This window comes from Promicromonospora thailandica (assembly GCF_024171955.1).
Taxonomy (GTDB): Bacteria; Actinomycetota; Actinomycetes; order Actinomycetales; family Cellulomonadaceae; genus Promicromonospora; species Promicromonospora thailandica.
This window is the reverse complement of record NZ_JAMTCS010000011.1, coordinates 97,744-116,923: the sequence shown is the minus strand read 5'-3', so window position 1 is coordinate 116,923 and position 19,180 is coordinate 97,744. Positions and strand designations below refer to the sequence as shown.

Here is a 19,180-nt window from a genome sequence, read left to right as displayed (position 1 = left end):
TTCAGTGCTCGACCCGGGTCCGCACCCGGAATCCCTGGCACGACGTCCTGTCCACGAGCCCCGACAGGACGGAACGGACGTGCTTCCGGTACTCCTCGCTCATGGTGTCCTCGCACTCGCCGCACCTGCCCTCGTGACACGCCTGGGGCGTCGCGCCTTCTGGGTGCTCGCCCTCGGCCCCGCCGGGGCCGCCGCCTACGCCCTCTCCCAGACCTCCGCGGTGCTGGACGGGCGCCCGCCCGCCGAGCACGTGCCGTGGATCGCGCCGCTCGGGCTCGCCGTCGACCTGCGCCTCGACCTGCTGTCCTGGGTCATGCTGCTGGTGGTCGGCGGCGTCGGCGCGGTCGTCATGCTCTACTGCAGCGCCTACTTCTCGCGCGAGGCCCGCGGCCTCGGCCGGTTCGGCGGCTTCCTCGTGGCGTTCGCGGGCTCGATGGCAGGTCTCGTCGTCGCCGACGACATGCTCCTGCTGTTCGTGTTCTGGGAGCTCACCACGGTGTTCTCCTACCTGCTGATCGGCCACTACGCCGACCGCACCTCGTCCCGCCGCGCCGCCATGCAGGCCATCGTCGTCACGACGGCGGGCGGCCTCGCCATGCTGGTCGGCGTCGTCATCCTCGGCGTGACCGTCGGCACGTGGAGCGTCTCGGCCGTCGTCGCCGACCCGCCGTCCGGACCCGTGGTCACCGTCGCCGTCGTCTGCCTGCTCGCCGGGGCCGCGTCGAAGTCCGCGCTCGTGCCCACCCACTTCTGGCTGCCCGCGGCCATGGCCGCCCCCACCCCCGTGTCGGCCTACCTGCACGCGGCCGCCATGGTGAAGGCGGGCATCTACCTCATCGCCCGCTTCGCCCCCGCGTTCTCCGACCTGCCGGCCTGGCGCGTCGTCGTCCTCGTGCTGGGCGGGGCCACGCTCCTGCTCGGCGGCTACCGGGCGCTGCGCCAGCACGACCTCAAGCTGGTGCTCGCGTTCGGCACCGTCTCCCAGCTCGGCCTGCTCACCCTGCTGCTCGGCTACGGCACCCGGGCCACCGCCCTCGCCGGGCTCGCGCTGCTCGGCGCGCACGCGCTGTTCAAGGCGTCGCTGTTCCTCGTGGTCGGCGTGGTCGACGCCGCCACCGGCACCCGCGACCTGCGCAAGCTCGCCGGAGTGGCCCGCCGGCTGCCGGTGACCACGGTCGCCGCCGCCCTCGCGACCGCCTCCATGATCGGCCTGCCGCCGTTCGCCGGCTACGTCGCCAAGGAGGCCGCGCTGGAGGCCTGGGCCCACGACGACGACCTGCTCGGCCGGGTCATGACCGTCGTGGTCGCCGTGGGCTCCGCCCTCACCGTCGCCTACGGCCTGCGCTTCCTGTGGGGCGCCTTCAAGCCACGGCTGCCCGCCTCCGCCGACGACGACGCCCCGACCACCGTGCACCCCCAGCCCTTCTGGATGGTCGCCCCGCCGCTGGTCCTCGCCGTGCTCGGCCTCGTGGTCGCGCTCGTGCCGCAGCTGGGCGAGAACCTGCTGGGCCGGCACGCCGACACCTACCCCGCCGGGGAGCCCGGCCACCTGGTGCTCTGGGCCGGGTTCACCCCGGTCCTCGCGACCACCGTCGGCGTGCTCGTCGTCGGCGCCCTGCTGTTCTGGCAGCGCGACCGCGTCGAGCGGTTCCAGGCCTCCCTCTGGTTCCCCGACGGCGCCGACGCCGTGTACCGCCGCACCATGCGCAAGCTGGACCGGCTGGCGAGCGACGTCACGGCGGGCACCCAGCGCGGTTCCCTCCCCTTCTACCTCGGCGTCATCCTGCTCGTGCTCGCGGTCGGACCCGGCGTCGCGCTCGCCACCGGCCTCGTCGGGTCCACCGGCGACGCGGCGCTCGCGGGGGCCGCGGACGCCGCGGCGCGCGACGACGTGCTCCGGTTCGGGCCGTTCGCGGTCGTGGCGTGGGACCGGCCCGCGCAGCTCGCCGTCGTCCTCGTGGTCGTGGTGGCCGCCGTGCTCGTGGCCCGCGCGCGCCGCCGGCTCAAGGCCGTCTTCCTCGCGGGGGTCGCGGGCTACGGCAACGCGGCACTGTTCCTGCTGCACGGCGCGCCCGACCTCGCCCTCACGCAGGTGCTGTGCGAGACCGTCACCCTCGTGGTCATGGTGCTGGTGCTGCGCCGGCTGCCCCCGTACTTCTCGGACCGGCCCCTGGCGGCGAGCCGCTGGGTGCGGCTCGCGATCGGCGTGCTGACCGGCCTGGTCGTGATGGCCTTCGTCGCGGTGGCGCCGCTGGCCCGCGTGCACGTACCGATCTCGGTCGACTTCCCCGGGGAGGCCGAGACGTTCGGCGGCGGGCACAACGTCGTCAACGTGACGCTCGTCGACATCCGCGCCTGGGACACCGTGGGCGAGATCTCGGTGCTCCTGGTCGCCGCCACGGGCGTCGCCTCGCTCGTCTTCCTGCGGCAGCGCAGCGGCGACGTGCTGCGCCTGGACCCGGCGGGCGACGAGCCGCGCAGCCGGACGGCCCGCGCCGGGTCCCGGCAGGTGCGGCCGGGCACCTGGCTGGTCGCCGGGCCCACCCTCGACGCCGGCGCCCGGTCGGTCATGTTCGAGGTGGTCACGCGGCTGCTGTTCTACCCGATGATCCTGTTCGCGCTGTTCCTCCTGTTCAGCGGGCACAACGCCCCCGGCGGCGGGTTCGCGGCCGGGCTGGTGGCCGGGCTCGCCCTGGTGGTGCGGTACCTGGCGGGCGGGCGGTACGAGCTCGGCGAGGCCGCCCCCGTGCACCCCGGCCTCGTGCTCGGCACCGGCCTGTTCCTCTCGGCGGGCGTGGGCCTGGTCGCTCTGCTCGCCGGCCAGGCAGCGCTCGAGAGCACGATCCTCGACCTCCACCTGCCCGTGCTGGGCGACGTGCACCTGGTCACCAGCCTGTTCTTCGACATCGGAGTGTTTCTCGTGGTCATCGGCCTCGTCATCGACATCCTGCGCACCTTCGGCGCCGAGCTGGACCGGCAGGCGGACCCGTTCGCGGCGCCCGCCCGCGGTGCCCGGGCCAGTGCGCCGTTCGCCACCGCGGGGGGCCGAACCCGCGGACGGTCGGGAGGGGACGGCACATGATCGTTCTCGACAACGTCCCCTCCGCCTCGCTCCTCCTCGCGGTCGGCGCCCTGTTCGCCGCCGGCGTCTACCTGCTCCTGGAACGCTCGCTCACCCGCGTGCTGCTCGGGTTCGTGCTGCTCGGCAACGGCGCCAACCTCGCGCTCCTGATGGCGGGCGGACGCGCGGGCGCCCCGCCCATCACCGGCGTCACCGACGAACCGATGAGCGACCCCCTGGCGCAGGCCATGATCCTCACCTCCATCGTCATCACGCTCGCCCTGGTCGCCTTCGTGCTCGCCATGGCCTACCGCTCGTGGCAGCTCCACGGCCACGACGAGGTCCAGGACGACCTCGAGGACACCCGCATCGCCCGACTCGCCGTGCAGGACGCGCCGTCCTACGCCGACAGCGACGCCGAGGAGCCCGCCGTGACCCTGGACGTCGAGGCGGAGGCCACCCGCGACGAGGTGGCTCTGCCCGACGTGGCCGAGCAGGCCTCCGGCCGGCCGGCCCGAGGGGGTGACGACGCGTGAACCTGTGGACCGTGCAGACCCTCGTGCCGCTCCCGGTGCTGGTGCCGCTGTTCGCGGCCGGCCTCGCGCTGGCGCTGCACCGCCACGAGCGGGCGCAGCGGATCATCTCCGTCGTGGCGCTCTCCGTGGCCGTCGCCGCGGCCGCGGGCCTCGTCGTCGCCGCCCACGACGGCCCCGTCGTGAACGACCTCGGCGGCTGGGCGGCCCCTGTCGGGGTCAACCTGGTGGCCGACCCCCTGGCCGCGATCATGCTGCTCGTCAGCAGCATCATGCTGCTCTGCGTGCTCCTGTACTCGATGGCGCAGGGCATCGCCGACGGCGACGGCCGCACCGCGCCCGCCGCCCGGGGCGCCGAGGAGCTGCGCCGCACGCTGGAGGCACAGGACGCGGACGCCGACGAGTCGGGCCGGCGCGACGTGCTGCCGGTCGCGATCTTCCACCCGACGTTCCTGGTCCTGGCGGCCGGCGTCGCGGACGCCTTCCTCGCCGGCGACCTGTTCAACCTGTACGTCGGTTTCGAGATCCTGCTCGCCGCGTCGTACGTGCTGCTCACGCTCGGTGGCACGAGCGAGCGCATCCGCGCGGGCAGCGTCTACGTGGTCGTCGCACTGCTCAGCTCGATCGTGTTCCTGCTGGCCGTAGGCCTCACCTACGCGGCGACGGGCACGGTGAACATGGCGCAGCTCGCGGAGCGGCTGCCCGACGTCGACCCGGGCGTGCGGCTGGGCATCCAGACGATGCTGCTGCTCGCGTTCGGCATCAAGGCCGCCATCTTCCCGCTGTCGGCCTGGCTCCCGGACTCCTACCCGACGGCGCCCGCGCCGGTGACCGCCGTCTTCGCGGGCCTGCTGACCAAGGTGGGCGTCTACGCGATCCTGCGCACGCAGACGATGCTCTTCCCGCACGACGAGAAGCTGGAGGCGGTGCTGCTGGTGCTGGCGCTCGCCACCATGCTCGTGGGCATCCTGGGCGCGGTGGCGCAGGACGACGTCAAACGCCTGCTCTCGTTCACGCTGGTCAGCCACATCGGCTACATGATCTTCGGCGTCGCGCTGGCGACCCAGGCGAGCACGGCCGCCGCCATCTTCTACGTGGTGCACCACATCACCGTCCAGACGGCGCTGTTCCTGGTGGTCGGCCTCATCGAACGCCGCAGCGGCACCACGTCGCTGGAACGGCTGGGCGGTCTCGCCACCATGGCGCCGGGCCTCGCGGTCCTGTTCTTCGTGCCCGCGATGAACCTCGCGGGCATCCCGCCGCTGTCCGGGTTCCTGGGCAAGGTCGGGCTGCTGGAGGCGGGCGTGCTGGACGGCTCGGTGCTGGCGTGGATCCTGGTGGTCGGCTCGGTGGTCACATCGCTGCTGACCCTGTACGCCGTGATCCGCGCCTGGAACAAGGCGTTCTGGCAGCCGTGCCCGGACAAGGAGAGCCTGCCGGCCCCCGCGCCGCTGCCCGGCGGCATGGTCGGCCCGACGGCGGCGCTGGTCGCCGTCGGCGTGAGCCTCACCGTGCTGGCCGGCCCCCTGTACGAGTACGCGGACCGCGCCGCGGGCATGGTCATGGACGGCAGCACGTACGTCGACGCGGTGTTCCCCGACGGGGCGCGCCGGGGCACGGGCGAGTCCAACGAGGTGCGCGACGAGGTCAGCTCCGACGTCGAGGAGGGCACGCCATGACGGTGACCGACCGCAGGGCCGGGCCGGAGGCCGCGCCCGGCACGGAGGGACCGCGCCGGCGCTGGGTGCGCCGCATCGCCGCGATGCGGCCGACGGCGGTCGTGGGCGCCGTGCTCTGGGTGCTCCTGTGGGGCGACCTGTCCTGGGCGAACGTGCTCTCGGGAGCCCTGCTCGGCGCGCTCGTGGCCCTCGTGCTGCCGCTGCCCGCCGTCGGTACCACCACGACCGTGCGGATCGGCCCGCTGCTGCGGCTGGTCGGCCGGTTCTTCTCCGACCTCGTGCTCGCCTCGTTCCAGGTGGCCTGGCGTGCGGTGACCCCCGGGCCGACGCCCCGCGGCGGCCTGGTGGCGGTCCAGCTCCGTACGACGTCGGACCTGTTCGTCGCCACGACCGCGGGCCTGTCGTCGATGGTGCCCGGCACCGTGGTGGTGGACATGGACCGCCACCGCGGCACCCTGCGGCTGCACGTGCTCGACCTCGAGGGGTCGGGCGGGGCCGACGCGGTGCGTCGGGCGACGCAGGAGCTCGAGGAGCGCCTGCTGCTCGCCTTCGCGTCCGACACCGAGCTGGCCCGGCTGACCTCGGAGGGGAACCGATGATGATCGCCGTCGCGGTGGTGGCCACCGTCCTGCTCGCGGGCGCCGCGCTCCTGGCCGTCGTCCGGCTGGAGCGCGGGCCGTCCATGCTCGACCGCACGGTCGCGTTCGACGTGCTGACCACGGCGCTCGTGGGCGCCATCGCGGTCGAGGCCGCGTTCTCCCGCCGCACCGAGTCCGTGCCGATCCTGGTGGTGCTGTCCATGGTCGGGTTCGTGGGCTCGGTGGCCATCGCCCGCTTCGCCGCCGCCGAGCCGCCCAAGGAGAACAGCGCGGACGGCCCACGGCCCGACCGCGCCGGGCGGGGCCGGCGCGGGCCGGACCGTCCGGACGCCGGGGACTCCCCCGGCGCCGAGGCCGAACGGCAGGAGACGCCATGACCGTCGTGACCGATGCCCTCGCGGCTCTCTGCCTGCTGCTGGGAGCGTTCTTCTCGTTCTCGGCGGGCATGGGCGTCGTGAAGTTCGACAACGTGCTGTCACGCCTGCACGTCGTGGCCAAGCCGCAGGTCCTGGGTCTGCTCCTGCTCCTGACAGGGGTCGCGCTGCGGCTGCAGGACGCGGGTGCGGCGAGCATGCTCGTGCTCGTCGCGATCTTCCAGCTCCTGACGTCGCCGGTAGCCGCGCACATGGTGGGCCGGGCGGCCCTGCGGACGGGGCACGTCGGCCCCGACCTTCCCGGGTTCGACGACGGGGGCCCCGCACGCCGTGCGGCCGCCGCGGACGACGAGGCCGGGCACGGCGGCTGACCGGCGCCGTCAGCTCCCGGTCGTGGTGCCGGTGACCTGCTCGGGGGCCAGCGGCGGCCGGGCCGGGGCACCCGACGTGCGGCGCTCGGCCTGCGCGTCGCGCAGCTCCTCGGCGGCCAGGTAGCCCAGCGCGGCCTCCGCCGCCTCGTCGGCCAGCGCCTGGCCGGCGGTGCCGTACAGGTGGAACACCGCGTCCGCCCCGTGCCGCTCGAGCTCGGCCACGTCGTCGTCGTACCGGGCGACCGCGGCGACCGTGCCGTCGAAGCCGCTCGCGCGCAGCTGCGACAGCGCGATGAGGTTGGCGGCGTGGAACGGCATGGCGAGGATCGCGAGCCGGACGGCGCCCGCGCTGCGGACCCGGCCCCAGAACTCGATGTCCGTGGCGTCCGCCTGGACCACCGTGAAGCCCTCGGTGCGCAGCGCGGTCACGCGCGCCGGGTCGTGCTCGACGCCCACGACGGCCATCCCGTAGTCGTCCCGGAGCTGGCGCACGGCGCCGCGGCCCACCCGGCCCATGCCGAGCACCAGCGCCTCCGCGCCGGAGACGTCGATGAGGCGTTCCTCGTGGTGCAGCCACTCGTTGGGCCTGGACGGGAAGCGCCGGGCCAGCGCGATCGCCAGCTCGTTGCCGCGCGTGTTGACGGCCGACGACAGCACGAAGCTCGCGGCGACGGCCACCGCGAGCACCACGAGCCACTCGTCGTGCAGCAGGCCGGCCTCCGAGCCGACCGCCACGACGATCAGCCCGAACTCGGAGTAGTTGGCCAGCGCCAGACCGGCCAGGATCGCGGTGCGCTTGCGCAGCCGCATGAGCCGCAGCAGCACCGCGGTCACGATCGCCTGCAGCGGCAGCATGAGCAGCAGGAGCAGTCCGATCAGCCCGGCCTGCCACGTCAGCGCGCCGGAGAACCCGATCGACACGAAGAAGCCGACCAGCAGCAGCTCCTTGACCGTGAACAGGGTGCGGGACAGCTCGGTGGCCGCCGGGTGGCCCGCCAGGAGCATGCCCAGGACGAGGGCGCCGAGGTCACCCTTGAGCCCGACGGCGTCGAACAGGGCGTAGCCGGGGCCGAGCGCGACCGCGACCCCGAACAGCGCCTGCAGCTCGCCGTGCCCCACCCGCGACCAGACCTTGCGCAGCAGCCATGCTCCCGGGACGAGCAGCACGAGGGCGAGCGCCCACGGGCTCGGCGGGTGGTCGGACGCCACGGAGAGGAACACCACGGCGATCAGGTCCTGCATGACCAGCACGCCGATGGCGATGCGGCCGTACAGGGCCGACTGGTCCGAGCGCCCGTCGAGCACCTTGACCACGAACACCGTGGACGAGAACGACAGGGCGAGGCCGAGCAGCGCGAGGACCCCCAGCCCCTCGCCCGCGAGCATCGAGAAGCCGATGACGCCCAGCAGGCCGAGGAAGCCGACCGCGATCGCGACACTGACCAGCAGGTGCGCCACGGTGGTGAACCAGACGTCCTTGCGCAGCAGCGTCTTGACGTCCAGCTTGAGCCCGATGCCGAAGAGCAGCAGCGTCACGCCGAGGTCGGCGACCGTCTCCAGGTACGCGGGTTCCTCGAGGCCGGCCGTGTGCAGGGCGAACCCGGCCACCAGGAAACCGACCAGGGGCGGCAGACGGAGCAGCACCGCCCCGAGACCTGCCGCGACCGTGGCCACCAGGAAGATCGCAGCGGTCACCATGGGCCGAGTTTAGTTGTCGTGTGTTTCAGGAAACGGCGACGGCCGCCGCGAGAGCGGGTGAAAGAGTGCCCCTGGCCTCGACCGATACGCCGTCGAGCCCCAGCCACCCGGCCATCGCCCGCAGCTCGTGCGCCAGCCGGTCCGGGGTGGCGTCCGTCAGGGTCGGCTCGGCGTGCGCGGACTGCACCCGCAGCACGCCCGCCGCGCGGTCTGCCTTGAGGTCGACGCGAGCCGTGAGCTGCGCGTCCTCGAGGAACGGCAGCACGTAGTACCCGTCCACCCGCTGGGCCGCCGGGGTGTAGATGCCGATCCGGTACCGCATGCCGAACAGCCGCTCGAGGCGCTGCCGCTCCCACACGAGCGGGTCGAACGGCGCGAGGAGGGCCTGGCCCGCGGCCCGGCGCGGCCGGGCGGCGTCGCGGTGCAGGAACCACCGCTCGGCGCCGCCCCCGACGCGCGCGGGAAGCAGCACGCCCTCCTCGACGAGGTCGGCCAGCGCCTGGTCGGCCACCGGCCCCTTGAGCCGGTAGTAGTCCTTGATCGCACGCGCCGTCCCGATGCCGTGCGCCCGCGCGCCGAGCTCCAGCAGCGTGCGCTTGGCCTCGGCCTCGGGCACCTCGCCGAGCGCCGACGCCGGCAGCACCCGCTCCGGGAGGTCGTACAGCCGCTCGAACTGGGTGTTGCGCCCGGCCGACACGACCTCGCCCGTGAAGAACAGGTGCTCGACGACGCGCTTCTCCGTGCTCCAGTCCCACCACGTGCCCCGCTTGCGGCGGACCGAGCGGCCCTCGGACACGAACCGGTCGTGGATCTGCGACGCTGACAGCGGCCCCTCCGCCGCCACCAGCGCCCGCACCTCCGCGACCTGCGGGGCCTGCGGCAGCGGCACGCCGTCCAGCTCCCGCCAGTCGTACTCCTGCGCGAACCACCGGCGCCGGAACGCCAGCAGCGGCCAGGCGCTCGGCGGCACGTAGGCCGCGACGTGCGCCCAGCTCTCGACGAGCCGCCGGTCGCCGGCGGCGGCCCGGCCGGCCCGGCGGCTGTGCCGCCCCGAGGCCGTCGCCCGGTCCAGCAGGTCGGTGTCGTACGGGCCGAGCCGCGCGAACACGGGCAGCAGGTGCGCCCGGGCGAGCACGTTCACCGAGTCGATCTGGAGCAGGCCGAGCCGGTCGATCACGCCCTGCACGTGCCGCATGGTGCGCGGCCCGTCGGTACGGGCCCGGTGCAGCCCCTGGGCGGCGACGGCGACCCGCCGGGCCTGGTCGAGAGACAACGAGATCGGTTCCACGGGTCCATCCTGCCGCCCACCACTGACACTCCCCTCGGCGGGTGCCGACCGGGGGGCGGACCGGGTGTGGACAAGCAGCGGTGGGCGGCGGTGTCGGGCAGGGTGGCGGGGTGCGTCCCGTCCGTGAGCTCGTCCGCCTGCTGCTGCCCGTCGCCTGCCCCTGCGGCGAGCCCGACGTGCTCTGGTGCGCGCGGTGCGACGGGCTGCTGGCGGGCCCTCCGGTGCGGGTGGAGCACGGCGCGCCGCGGCTCGACCGGCTCGACGGCGTGGCACCGGTGCCCGTCTGGGCGCTGACCGCGTACACCGGGCCCGTGCGGGACGTCGTCGTGCACTGGAAGGACCGCGGGCGGGCCGACCTGGACCGGCTGCTGGCGCCCGCGCTACGCCGCGCGGCCAGGCGGCTCGCTCCGGTGCTGGCCCCCGCCGGGCCCCTCGCGGTCGTCCCCGTGCCGTCGACGGCGGCCGCGCTCCGTATTCGGGGCCGCGACCCCGTGGGCGTGCTGGCGCGCGCGGTCGCCGGCGGCCTGCGCGACGGCGGCGCACCCGCGCGCGTGGTGCCCGCCCTGGCCCGCCGGGGCCGCGCACGCGACCAGGTGGGCCTCGGCGCGCGGGCGCGGGGACGCAATCTCGCGGGCAGCGTCCGCATGACGAGACGGGGGACGCGGGCCCTCGAAAGAACATCCGTATGCATCCTGGTGGACGACGTGCTGACCACGGGCGCCACCCTCGCGGCGGCCGAACGCACGCTGGAGGCTCACGGTCACGACGTGCTCGGGGCAACTGTGCTGGCAGCGACGCCGGCCCCGGACGACCGCCGACGCGCTCGCCCGGCGACCGCGACACCGTCCGGCGAAGACCTGGGCGGAACCTGAAAGTCTGACAGAGAACTGTCAGGTTGTTCACCGATGGTTGGGGCTGTCGTTACCCAGGCGACGGAGTTAGCCTGAACGTTCCACGGCTAGATCCGAGCCCCGGCGATGCCGACGGGGTTCGTGCGACGGGAGGTGGTTCGTGCCCGGCACCGGCAGCAGGGGGTGCCACACCGAGTAGAGACAGGCACGCGTCGCCGGCAAGGGACGACGCGGCCCAGGTTCCCGGAGCGGAGTTACGCACATGGAAATTGTCGTAGTCGGCAGGCACACGGACGTGGCGGACCGCTTCCGCCAGCACGTCGAGGAGAAGCTCGCCAAGGTCGAGCTGCTGTCTCCCTACGTACGTCGCGTCGACGTGGAGATCACGCACGAGAACAACCCGCGACTGTCCGAGAATCGGGAACGAGTAGAGCTGACACTGCGCGCGAAGGGTCCGGTGATCCGCGCGGAGGCCGCAGCGGACGACCGTTTCGGCGCGCTGGACCTCGCCATCGACAAGCTGAACGAGCGGCTGCGCCGCGCCCGGGACCGGCGCAAGGACCACCGCAACAACAAGGTCCTCGCCCCCGTGGACGTGCGCCCGCTCGACGAGATCCTCACCGAGGACGGCGAGGCCGAGGAGCAGGAGCCGCAGATCTCGACGCCGGCCGCACTGTCCGAGCCCGGCGACTCCGTCGAGACGACCATCGGTGACTCGCCCGTGGTGATCCGGCAGAAGCTGCACCACGCCGACCCGATGACCCTGGACGACGCCGTCTACGAGATGGAGATGGTGGGCCACGACTTCTACCTCTTCATCGACAAGGAGACGTCGCGGCCGTCCGTCCTCTACAAGCGCAAGGGCTGGACGTTCGGCGTGATCCAGCTCGACAACCCGTGCGGCGGGGCCCCGGTCACCGACCTGACGTGACGACCGCCGCTGCGGGGCCGGGCCACGGGCCCGGCCCCGCACGCGCGCGTCAGCCCGGGTAGGCCACGAGGTCGACGTCCTCGGCCAGCGGCTGCCAGACCCCGACCTCCTCGTGCTCCAGGTGACCGCCGTCGGTGATCACCAGGATGCCCTGCTCGGTCACGCCGGCGGCGAGGTGCTCGACGTCGGACAGGCCCGTGAGCTGGCGCGCCACGCCGCCCGTCCCGGCCAGCCCGCCGACACCGGCGGTCCAGACGCCGGACGTGCCGCCCGTGTCCCGGGTGAGCAGGGCGAGGGTGGTCATGCCCGACCAGCGGGCCTCCTCGACGTGGTGCACGGGTGCCGCGACCACGAGCGCGCGCGTGAGGCTGACCGGCGAGTCCCCGTCGTCGCGCACGATCCCCGCCACGTGCACCTGCGTGCCGGACGGCGCCTCGCTCACGATCGCGACACGCGCCCCCTCGGGTGCCACCGACACGCTGATCACCCTGCGGCCCGCGAGCCACTCCGGCTTCAGCGTGACCTCGTCCCCGGCGCCGCGCACGCGCAGCGCCCCGGTGCCACCGCTGGTCCAGGTGACACCGAACGTGTCCACGGACGGCGCCGCGAGGTTCGGCCCCTCGAACAGCTCCACGGGTCCGTCGGCGGTCAGGTTCACGATCCGGTCCGTGCCGTCCCGGAACACGATCGGCCCGCCCGCCGGGCTGACGGCGAAGGCCGTCGGGTCGCCGACGGCGGACACGTCCGCGGTCGTCTCGTAGGTCTCGAGCGTGCCGCCGCTGACGAGCTTGAGCTCGCCGTCCTGCACCACCAGGGCCTGGCCCGCCGTGCCGGGCAGGCTGACGTCGGCCGCGGTGACCGCCAGGCGGTTGGTGCCGCTGTACAGGTCCACGGGTACCGTCCGTCCCGCGCCCTCGGAGAACGTCGCCGAGAGCTGCGCCGCGATCACCGCGCGCTGCTGGCCCGTGACCGTGCCGAGCTGCTCGCTGAGCCGCACCGCCACCGTCTCGACGCCGTCCGTCTCGCGCACCGCCGCCGAGCCGAGCTGGGTGCCGTCCGGGAACAGGGTCTGGGTGACGCCCTGCAACCACTCGGGCGGGCCCGCGAGAAGCTGCTGCACCGCGTCGGCCCGCCAGGTGCGCCGCGGGAACCAGCGCAGGTCGGGCACGAGGCTCCGCGAGTCGGTGGCGGCGGAGAAGTACAGGCGCGTGGCCCGGTACTGGTTGGCGAACAGGTTGGCGGGCACGAGCACGCCGTCGTCCAGCGCGGAGATGCGCCACTCGCCGCCCGTCCGGACGAGGGTGAACCGGTAGCCGAGGTCACGCGGGTCGCCCACCTCGGTGTACGAGCCGGCGCTGTCCAGCGTCGCGATCGTGGTCGCGTGCACCACGAGCTCGACCGTGTCGGTGCTCTCGAGGTCGACCTCGGGGTCGAGCTGCCGGGGCAGCGGTGACTCCCGGACCACCCGGACGGCCGCCTCGGGATCCCAGGTACCCGCGACGTCTTCCGTGAGGAACTCGCGCGCGGTCTCGAACTCCTTCGGCGACGTGCTGGCGGCCACGGCGGCACCGAGGAAGCCGATCACGATGCCCCTCGGGTCGGTGCCGAGGATGGGCCCCTGTGGCAGCATGGCGATGTCGACCTGCGTCTCACCGTCCGCGGTGCCCTCACGGACCGGACCCGACATCGGGATCTGGGCGCAGGCCCCGAGGCTGCCGGCCGTGGCCAGCACGACGACGGCGCCGACCACGGCGCGCAGAGCCCGGCGCATCAGCTCACCTCCAGCGGGTGCTCTCCCGGCTCGGACAGGTCCGGGATCGCGGTCGGCGTGGGCCCGTGCGGGTGCACCACCGGGATCTCACCCGTCCGGACGCCCGGCTCGTGCGACGCGGGCGCCAGGGTGATGGGCGGCTCCCCGACCTGGACCCCGGCGCTGCGCGGCAGCGTGAGCCGGAAGCTCGCGCCCTGGCCGGGCCGCCCCCATGCGTCGAGGCGCCCGGCGTGCAGATGGGCGTCCTCCAGCGCGATCGCCAGCCCCAGGCCGGACCCGCCCGTCGTGCGGGCCCGTGCCGGGTCCGCCCGCCAGAACCGGTCGAACACGTGCTCCACCTCCTGCTTGGTCATGCCCACGCCGTAGTCGCGCACCACGACGGCGACCGCGCGGTCGTCCTCGGCCACGGTGACCTCGACGGGCCGCTCCTCGGCGTGCTCGATCGCGTTGACCACGAGGTTGCGCAGGATGCGTTCGATGCGGCGCGGGTCGAAGTCGGCCGCCGCGTCGGCGTCGGGCAGGCGCACCGAGACGCGCACGTCCTTGGAGTCCGCAAGCGGGGCCGCCTGCTCCACCACTGACATGACGAGGTCCCGCAGGTCGCGCCGCTCGGCGTCGAGCACGGCGGCGCCCGCGTCGAACCGGCTGATCTCCAGCAGGTCCGACAGCAGCGACTCGAACCGGTCGATCTGGCCGAGCAGCAGCTCGGCCGAGCGGGCGGTGTCCTCGTCCATCTGGTCGCGGGACTCGTGGATGATCTCGCTCGCCATGCGGATGGTGGTCAGCGGGGTGCGCAGCTCGTGCGACACGTCGGACACGAACCGGCGCTGCATGGCGGACAGCTCCTCCATGCGGCGGATCTGGTCCTGGAGGCTCTCGGCCATCTCGTTGAACGACCGCGCGAGGCTCGCCATCTCGTCGGCCCCGCGGGCGCCGGGCATCCGCTCGGACAGGTGCCCCTCCGCGAGGCGCTCGGCGACGATCGCGGCCCGGGTCACCGGCGTCACCGTCTGCCGGGCCATGGTCCAGGTGACGACGCCCAGCAGGGCCAGCATGCCGAAGCCGCCCGCGAGCAGCACCCGGTGCACGAACGCGAGCGTCTCTCGCTCGGGCTGCAGCGAGTAGAGGTAGTAGATCTCGTAGGACGCGTCCGGCGAGGCCTGGACGGTGGACCCGACGATCACGCCCGGGACCACCACGTCCCGGTCGTTCTGCAGGGGGAAGCCGACGGCCTGGAGCACCTGGCCGCCCTCCGAGGCGACGTTGGCCTCGCGCAGCGCGTCGCTGATCACCACGTCCCGCAGGTCGGGCCGGGACACGGTGTCGTTGACGTTGGACGTGGTGCCCAGCTCGTGCAGCAGGAAGTAACCCTCCGCGGTGGACCCGCTCGTGACGCCGAGCGTCTCGATGGTGTCGAACAGCAGGGTCTGCAGCTCGCCGTCGGACGTCGTCGAGGTGGCCGCGAAGTCCCCCGCGACCCGCTGGGTCAGTGAGGCGGCCTCCCGGTCGATCGCCCGCAGCCGCTGGTCGTAGATGCCGTCCCGCACGGAGGTGGACAGGTACAGGCCGAGCACGACGATCGCCGCGAGCCCGATGGCCAGCGCCGTGGCGACCACGCGCAGCTGCAGCGAGGAGCGCCACTGCGCGACCGCCCGCCGGGTGGCCCGGACCGTGACCACCCGGACCCGTGCGACCACTCGGCGCGCCCGCGTGGCCAGGCCGGACGGCATCAGCGGGTCGCGCCCGCCTTGTAGCCGACGCCGCGCACCGTGAGGACGATCTCCGGGTTCTCCGGGTCACGCTCGATCTTGGAGCGCAGGCGCTGGACGTGGACGTTGACCAGACGCGTGTCCGCGCTGTGCCGGTAGCCCCAGACGCGTTCCAGCAGCACCTCGCGCGTGAACACCTGCCACGGCTTGCGGGCCAGCGCCACGAGCAGGTCGAACTCCAGCGGGGTGAGCGCGATGCGCTCGCCGGCCCGCGTGACGGTGTGGCCGGTGACGTCGATCTCGACGTCGCCCACCACGAGACGCTCCGGACCCGGGTCCTCGCTGCGGCGCAGGCGGGCCTTGATCCGCGCCACGAGCTCCTTGGGCTTGAACGGCTTGGACACGTAGTCGTCGGCGCCCGACTCGAGCCCCACGACGACGTCGAGCGTGTCGGACTTGGCCGTCAGCATGATGATCGGCACACCGGACTCCGCGCGGATCTCGCGGCACACCTGCACGCCGTCCTTGCCCGGCAGCATGAGGTCGAGCAGCACGAGGTCCGGCTGGTGGGTGCGGAACATGCCCAGCGCGGAGTCGCCGTCGGCGCAGAAGATGGCCTCGATGCCCTCGCCCTTGAGGACGATGCCGATCATCTCCGCCAGTGCGGTGTCGTCGTCGACGACAAGAACTCGTACCTTCATGCCCACCAGTGTGCCAGGCCGGTCCAGCAAAGCCGGTCTCGCGGGTCCGGAGGCCGCCAGGGTTCACCCCGGCGGCCCGCCCCGCGCCACCGGGAGGGGGGACAACCCCCCGGCGGGCCGGGCGGCGCGCACCATGTCGCAGGCACCCCCGTGTGGGCGAACCTGGCACCATGACAACCATGACCGTCGACCGGCCCGGGGCCGGCCCCACGACCCGCCCCGCACGGCGGGACCCCGGCTTCCTCACGGCCCCCTTCGCGAGCCGCACCTGGCGCGAGCAGGCCTACCTCGCGCTGGTGCTGCTCCTGGCGCCGTTCGCCTTCACCTACGCCGTCCTCACCGTGAGCCTCGCGGCGGGCATCGCCGTCACCGTGGTCGGGCTGGTCGTCGCGGGAGCCCTGGTGCTCGGCGGGCGCGGCTGGGGCGCGGTCCACCGGGGGCTGGCCCGCGAGCTGCTCGACGTCGACGTCGACGCACCCGCGCCGTACACCCGGCCGCGGGGCTTCTGGCGCACCGTCGGCTCCCTCATCGGCGACCCGGCCGGCTGGCGCGCGCTGCTGTTCATGATCGTCACGTTCCCGCTCACGGTCCTGTCGTTCGTGGTGAGCATCACGTTCCTCGCCACGGGCCTGGGCCTGATCACGTACGGGATCTGGTTCCGGTTCCTGCCCGAGCAGACGGGGGCCGACGGCGAGCTCCACCGCGGGGCCCAGCTCGGTTCCTCGTACTTCCTGGACACGCCGCCGCGGATCCTGCTCGGCATGCTCGCCGGGGTCGTGCTCCTGTACTGCTGGCCCTGGATCACGCGCACGTTCACGCTGCTGTACCGCGTGCTGACGGCCGCGCTCCTCGGCCCCACGCAGGCCGGCCTGCGCGTGGCCGAGCTGGAGCGGTCCCGCACCGGAGCCGTGGACGACGCCGACGCCCGCCTGCGCAGCATCGAGCGCGACCTGCACGACGGCACGCAGGCCCGCCTGGTCGCCGTCGCGATGCAGCTCGGCGAGGCGCGCGAGCACCTGGCCGAGGGCGGCGACGTGGCCCAGGCCGCCGAGCTGCTCGAGACCGCCCACACGTCCACCAAGGACGCGCTCACCGAGCTGCGCGAGCTCGCGCGGGGGATCCACCCGCCCGCGCTGGACAGCGGCCTGGCCGTCGCGCTCGAGACGCTGGCGGCCCGGTCCGCGCTGCCCGTGACCGTCGACGTGGACCCGGCGGTGGAGGCCGGCGGGCGGCTCGCTCCCGCACAGGAGTCGATCGCGTACTTCACCGTCGCCGAGCTCGTCACCAACGCCGCCAAGCACGCCCGCGCGACCGCCGCGTACGTGCTGGTGGAGGCCCTCGGTGAGACCGTCCGCATCCGCGTACGGGACGACGGCCGGGGCGGGGCGCACGTGGTGCCGCCCGACGGGTCGGGCCTGCGCTCCGGGCTGGCCGGCCTCGTCGAGCGGGTGCGGTCGGTCGACGGCACCTTCGACCTGTCCAGCCCGGTCGGCGGGCCCACGGTGGTGACCGTGACGCTGCCGACCACGCTGCCGGGCACCGGCACAGGCGCGGCGGACCCCGCGTGACGGGCCCCACCGCCCCCGCGAGCCTCCGCGTGCTCCTCGCGGAGGACTCGGCGATCCTGCGCGACGGCCTGGCCGCGCTGCTCACGCGGCGCGGCCACGCCGTGACGGCGGTGGGCGACGGCGCGGCGCTGGAGCGGGAGGTCGCGCGCCTGGTCCGCGAGGACGCGCTGCCCGACGTCGTCGTGGCGGACATCCGGATGCCACCCACCTTCACGGACGAGGGCCTGCGCGCCGTGCTCGCCCTCCGGGCCCGGCACCCGGCCCTGCCGGTGCTGCTCTTCTCGCAGTACGTCGAGACCCGCTACGCGAGCCGGCTGCTCGCGGGCGACGCCCGCGGCGTCGGCTACCTGCTCAAGGACCGGGTCGCGGACGTGCGCGACTTCGTCGACGCGCTCGGCCGCGTGGCGGGCGGCGCGACCGTGCTGGACCCCGAGGTGGTCACGCAGCTCATGGGCTCGGCGGCCGCCGACGACGGGCTCGACCGCCTGTCGGCGCGCGAGCGCGAGGTGCTCGGGCTCATGGCGCAGGGCCGCTCCAACGGAGCGATCGCCGAGCTGCTGCACCTGTCCTACGGGGCCGTGGAGAAGAACGTCGCGGCCATCTTCACCAAGCTCGACCTGCCACAGGACGCCGCCGACCACCGGCGCGTCCTCGCGGTGCTGCGCTACCTGGGCGTGTGACGGCGGCCGGGCGTCACAGCCGGCCCGCGGCCTTGAGAGCGAGGTACTCGTCGGCCAGGCGCGGGGCCAGGTCGTCCGGCAGCGCCTCGACGACGTCCGCGCCGTAGCGCCGCAGCATGGTCGTGACCGCGGTGCGCTCCAGGTCGCCGCGGGCGGCTGCCGCGGCGTCGTAGACCTCGGCCACCGTGTCGCGGCCGGCCCGGAGGCGGGCGACCTCCTCGTCCGCGACCGACGCGACGACCACGGTGTGGTCGCGGGCGAGCTGGTCCACCACGGGCAGCAGGCCGTTCTCGACGGCAGCCGGGTCCAGCGTGGTCAGCAGCACCACGAGCGCACGCTGCGTCATCCGGGTCCGGACCTGCGTGACCACGCCGGCCCAGTCCGTCTCGAGCAGCACGGGCTCCACCGTGGCCAGCGACTCGGCGAGGGCGGGCATGAGCCGGGGCCCGGCGGCGCCCGCCACGCGGGCGCGCACGGTCCGGTCGAACGCCAGGAGCTCCACGCGGTCGCCCGCGTGCCCCGCCAGCGCCGCGAGCAGCAGGGCGGCCTCGATGCTGGCGTCCAGCCGCGGCGCGCCCGTGGAGCCGGCCGCGCCCACCCGGGCGGCGGACGTGCGGCCCGTGTCCAGCACGACGAGCACCCGCCGGTCCCGCTCGGGACGCCAGGTGCGCACCACGACCTCCCGGCGCCGCGCCGTGGCACGCCAGTCGATGGAGCGCACGTCGTCACCCACCACGTACTCCCGCAGCGAGTCGAACTCGGTGCCCTCGCCCCGGATCTGCACCGCCGCGCGGCCGTCCATCTCGCGCAGGCGCGCCAGGCGCGACGGCAGGTGCTTGCGGCTGGCGAACTCGGGGAGCACCCGCAGCCGGCCCGGCACGGGGAGCGTCACCTGGCGGCCCGCCAGCCCGAGCGGCCCCAGGCTGCGGACCGTGACCCCGCCCGCCGCGCGGTCGCCGCGGCGGGTGGGCACGAGGGTCGTGGGCAGCCGGGCCGCCTCACCGTCGGGCAGGTCCACGTGGTGCCGGCCGGGACCGCCCGCCGCGGGGCGCACCCGGTCGCCGCTCCCCCGCCCCGGGCCCGCGCCCGACGACGGGCCCCAGGCGTCCCGCACGACGGCGCGCAGCCGGCGGCCCGACACGTTCCGGACCACGAGCTCGCTGGTGACCTCGGCGCGCAACCGGACCGAGGCGGGAACCCGGCGCTGCACCGCGACCCGCCGCGGCGACGCGGCGAGGAGCACGTCGGCCAGGCACGCCAGCACCACGACCGCCGCCCACACCAGGACCGTCCCGTTCGCGGGCAGGAACAGCACGGGGATCACGCCGAGTCCCATGAGGGCGGCGGCCCGCCACGTCACGACCAT

At 74.4% G+C, this 19,180-nt stretch carries 16 protein-coding genes; 10 read left to right on the top strand and 6 right to left on the bottom strand.

What is annotated here, in order from left to right; translation table 11 throughout:
• Positions 1–79 precede the first annotated feature (79 nt).
• The 6 genes from APR03_RS17800 to mnhG are packed head-to-tail and all read left to right on the top strand — an operon-like array spanning position 80 to position 6,617.
• Positions 80–3,082, top strand: coding sequence for a Na+/H+ antiporter subunit A (locus tag APR03_RS17800; RefSeq protein ID WP_308216514.1), 3,003 nt, complete (start codon positions 80–82; stop codon positions 3,080–3,082).
• Positions 3,079–3,597 carry a Na(+)/H(+) antiporter subunit C gene (locus tag APR03_RS17795; RefSeq protein WP_253837730.1) on the top strand — a complete coding sequence of 173 codons (519 nt, stop codon included), beginning with the start codon at positions 3,079–3,081 and terminating at the stop codon, positions 3,595–3,597. The genes APR03_RS17800 and APR03_RS17795 overlap by 4 nt, the downstream gene beginning before the upstream one ends.
• A complete protein-coding gene (locus APR03_RS17790) occupies positions 3,594–5,273 on the top strand; it encodes a Na+/H+ antiporter subunit D (protein WP_253837728.1) in 1,680 nt (559 codons plus the stop codon). The genes APR03_RS17795 and APR03_RS17790 overlap by 4 nt, the downstream gene beginning before the upstream one ends.
• Entirely contained in the window at positions 5,270–5,872 is a 603-nt protein-coding gene (locus APR03_RS17785) for a Na+/H+ antiporter subunit E (RefSeq protein ID WP_253837726.1), read from the top strand. Before APR03_RS17790 ends, APR03_RS17785 begins: the two co-directional genes overlap by 4 nt.
• Positions 5,869–6,249 carry an MrpF/PhaF family protein gene (locus tag APR03_RS17780; RefSeq protein ID WP_253837724.1) on the top strand — a complete coding sequence of 127 codons (381 nt, stop codon included), beginning with the start codon at positions 5,869–5,871 and terminating at the stop codon, positions 6,247–6,249. Before APR03_RS17785 ends, APR03_RS17780 begins: the two co-directional genes overlap by 4 nt.
• On the top strand, positions 6,246–6,617 hold the full coding sequence (mnhG, locus tag APR03_RS17775; protein WP_253837722.1) for a monovalent cation/H(+) antiporter subunit G: 372 nt from the start codon (positions 6,246–6,248) through the stop codon (positions 6,615–6,617). The genes APR03_RS17780 and mnhG overlap by 4 nt, the downstream gene beginning before the upstream one ends.
• A 9-nt stretch (positions 6,618–6,626) precedes the next feature.
• Here mnhG and APR03_RS17770 read toward each other — a convergent pair whose 3' ends face one another.
• Both APR03_RS17770 and APR03_RS17765 read right to left on the bottom strand, forming a co-directional pair.
• Positions 6,627–8,315 carry a cation:proton antiporter domain-containing protein gene (locus APR03_RS17770; protein ID WP_253837721.1) on the bottom strand — a complete coding sequence of 563 codons (1,689 nt, stop codon included), beginning with the start codon at positions 8,313–8,315 and terminating at the stop codon, positions 6,627–6,629.
• A 25-nt stretch (positions 8,316–8,340) separates the two neighbouring features.
• Positions 8,341–9,603, bottom strand: a complete 1,263-nt coding sequence (locus APR03_RS17765) for a winged helix-turn-helix domain-containing protein (RefSeq protein WP_253837720.1) — start codon at positions 9,601–9,603, stop codon at positions 8,341–8,343.
• A 110-nt stretch (positions 9,604–9,713) separates the two neighbouring features.
• Between APR03_RS17765 and APR03_RS17760 the strand changes: the two genes are divergently transcribed.
• Positions 9,714–10,475, top strand: a complete 762-nt coding sequence (locus tag APR03_RS17760; RefSeq protein WP_253837719.1) for a ComF family protein — start codon at positions 9,714–9,716, stop codon at positions 10,473–10,475.
• Positions 10,476–10,716: 241 nt separating this feature from the next.
• Positions 10,717–11,385 carry a ribosome hibernation-promoting factor, HPF/YfiA family gene (gene hpf, locus APR03_RS17755; RefSeq protein ID WP_253837718.1) on the top strand — a complete coding sequence of 223 codons (669 nt, stop codon included), beginning with the start codon at positions 10,717–10,719 and terminating at the stop codon, positions 11,383–11,385.
• A 49-nt stretch (positions 11,386–11,434) separates the two neighbouring features.
• On the opposite strand, the gene APR03_RS17750 is transcribed toward hpf, so the two are convergent.
• The 3 genes from APR03_RS17750 to mtrA are packed head-to-tail and all read right to left on the bottom strand — an operon-like array spanning position 11,435 to position 15,566.
• Positions 11,435–13,156, bottom strand: a complete 1,722-nt coding sequence (locus tag APR03_RS17750; protein WP_253837717.1) for an LpqB family beta-propeller domain-containing protein — start codon at positions 13,154–13,156, stop codon at positions 11,435–11,437.
• A complete protein-coding gene (gene mtrB, locus APR03_RS17745; protein ID WP_253837716.1) occupies positions 13,156–14,886 on the bottom strand; it encodes an MtrAB system histidine kinase MtrB in 1,731 nt (576 codons plus the stop codon). Before mtrB ends, APR03_RS17750 begins: the two co-directional genes overlap by 1 nt.
• The gene (gene mtrA / locus APR03_RS17740) at positions 14,886–15,566 is read right to left on the bottom strand and encodes an MtrAB system response regulator MtrA (RefSeq protein WP_253837714.1); all 681 of its coding nucleotides are present in this window, start codon (positions 15,564–15,566) and stop codon (positions 14,886–14,888) included. The genes mtrB and mtrA overlap by 1 nt, the downstream gene beginning before the upstream one ends.
• 170 nt (positions 15,567–15,736) lie before the next feature.
• On the opposite strand from mtrA, the gene APR03_RS17735 reads away from it, so the two are divergent.
• Both APR03_RS17735 and APR03_RS17730 read left to right on the top strand, forming a co-directional pair.
• Entirely contained in the window at positions 15,737–17,134 is a 1,398-nt protein-coding gene (locus APR03_RS17735) for a sensor histidine kinase (protein ID WP_253837712.1), read from the top strand.
• On the top strand, positions 17,131–17,814 hold the full coding sequence (locus APR03_RS17730) for a response regulator (protein ID WP_253837710.1): 684 nt from the start codon (positions 17,131–17,133) through the stop codon (positions 17,812–17,814). The genes APR03_RS17735 and APR03_RS17730 overlap by 4 nt, the downstream gene beginning before the upstream one ends.
• A 13-nt stretch (positions 17,815–17,827) precedes the next feature.
• Here the strand turns inward: APR03_RS17730 and APR03_RS17725 are convergent, their stop codons facing one another.
• Entirely contained in the window at positions 17,828–19,180 is a 1,353-nt protein-coding gene (locus tag APR03_RS17725) for a DUF58 domain-containing protein (protein ID WP_253837708.1), read from the bottom strand.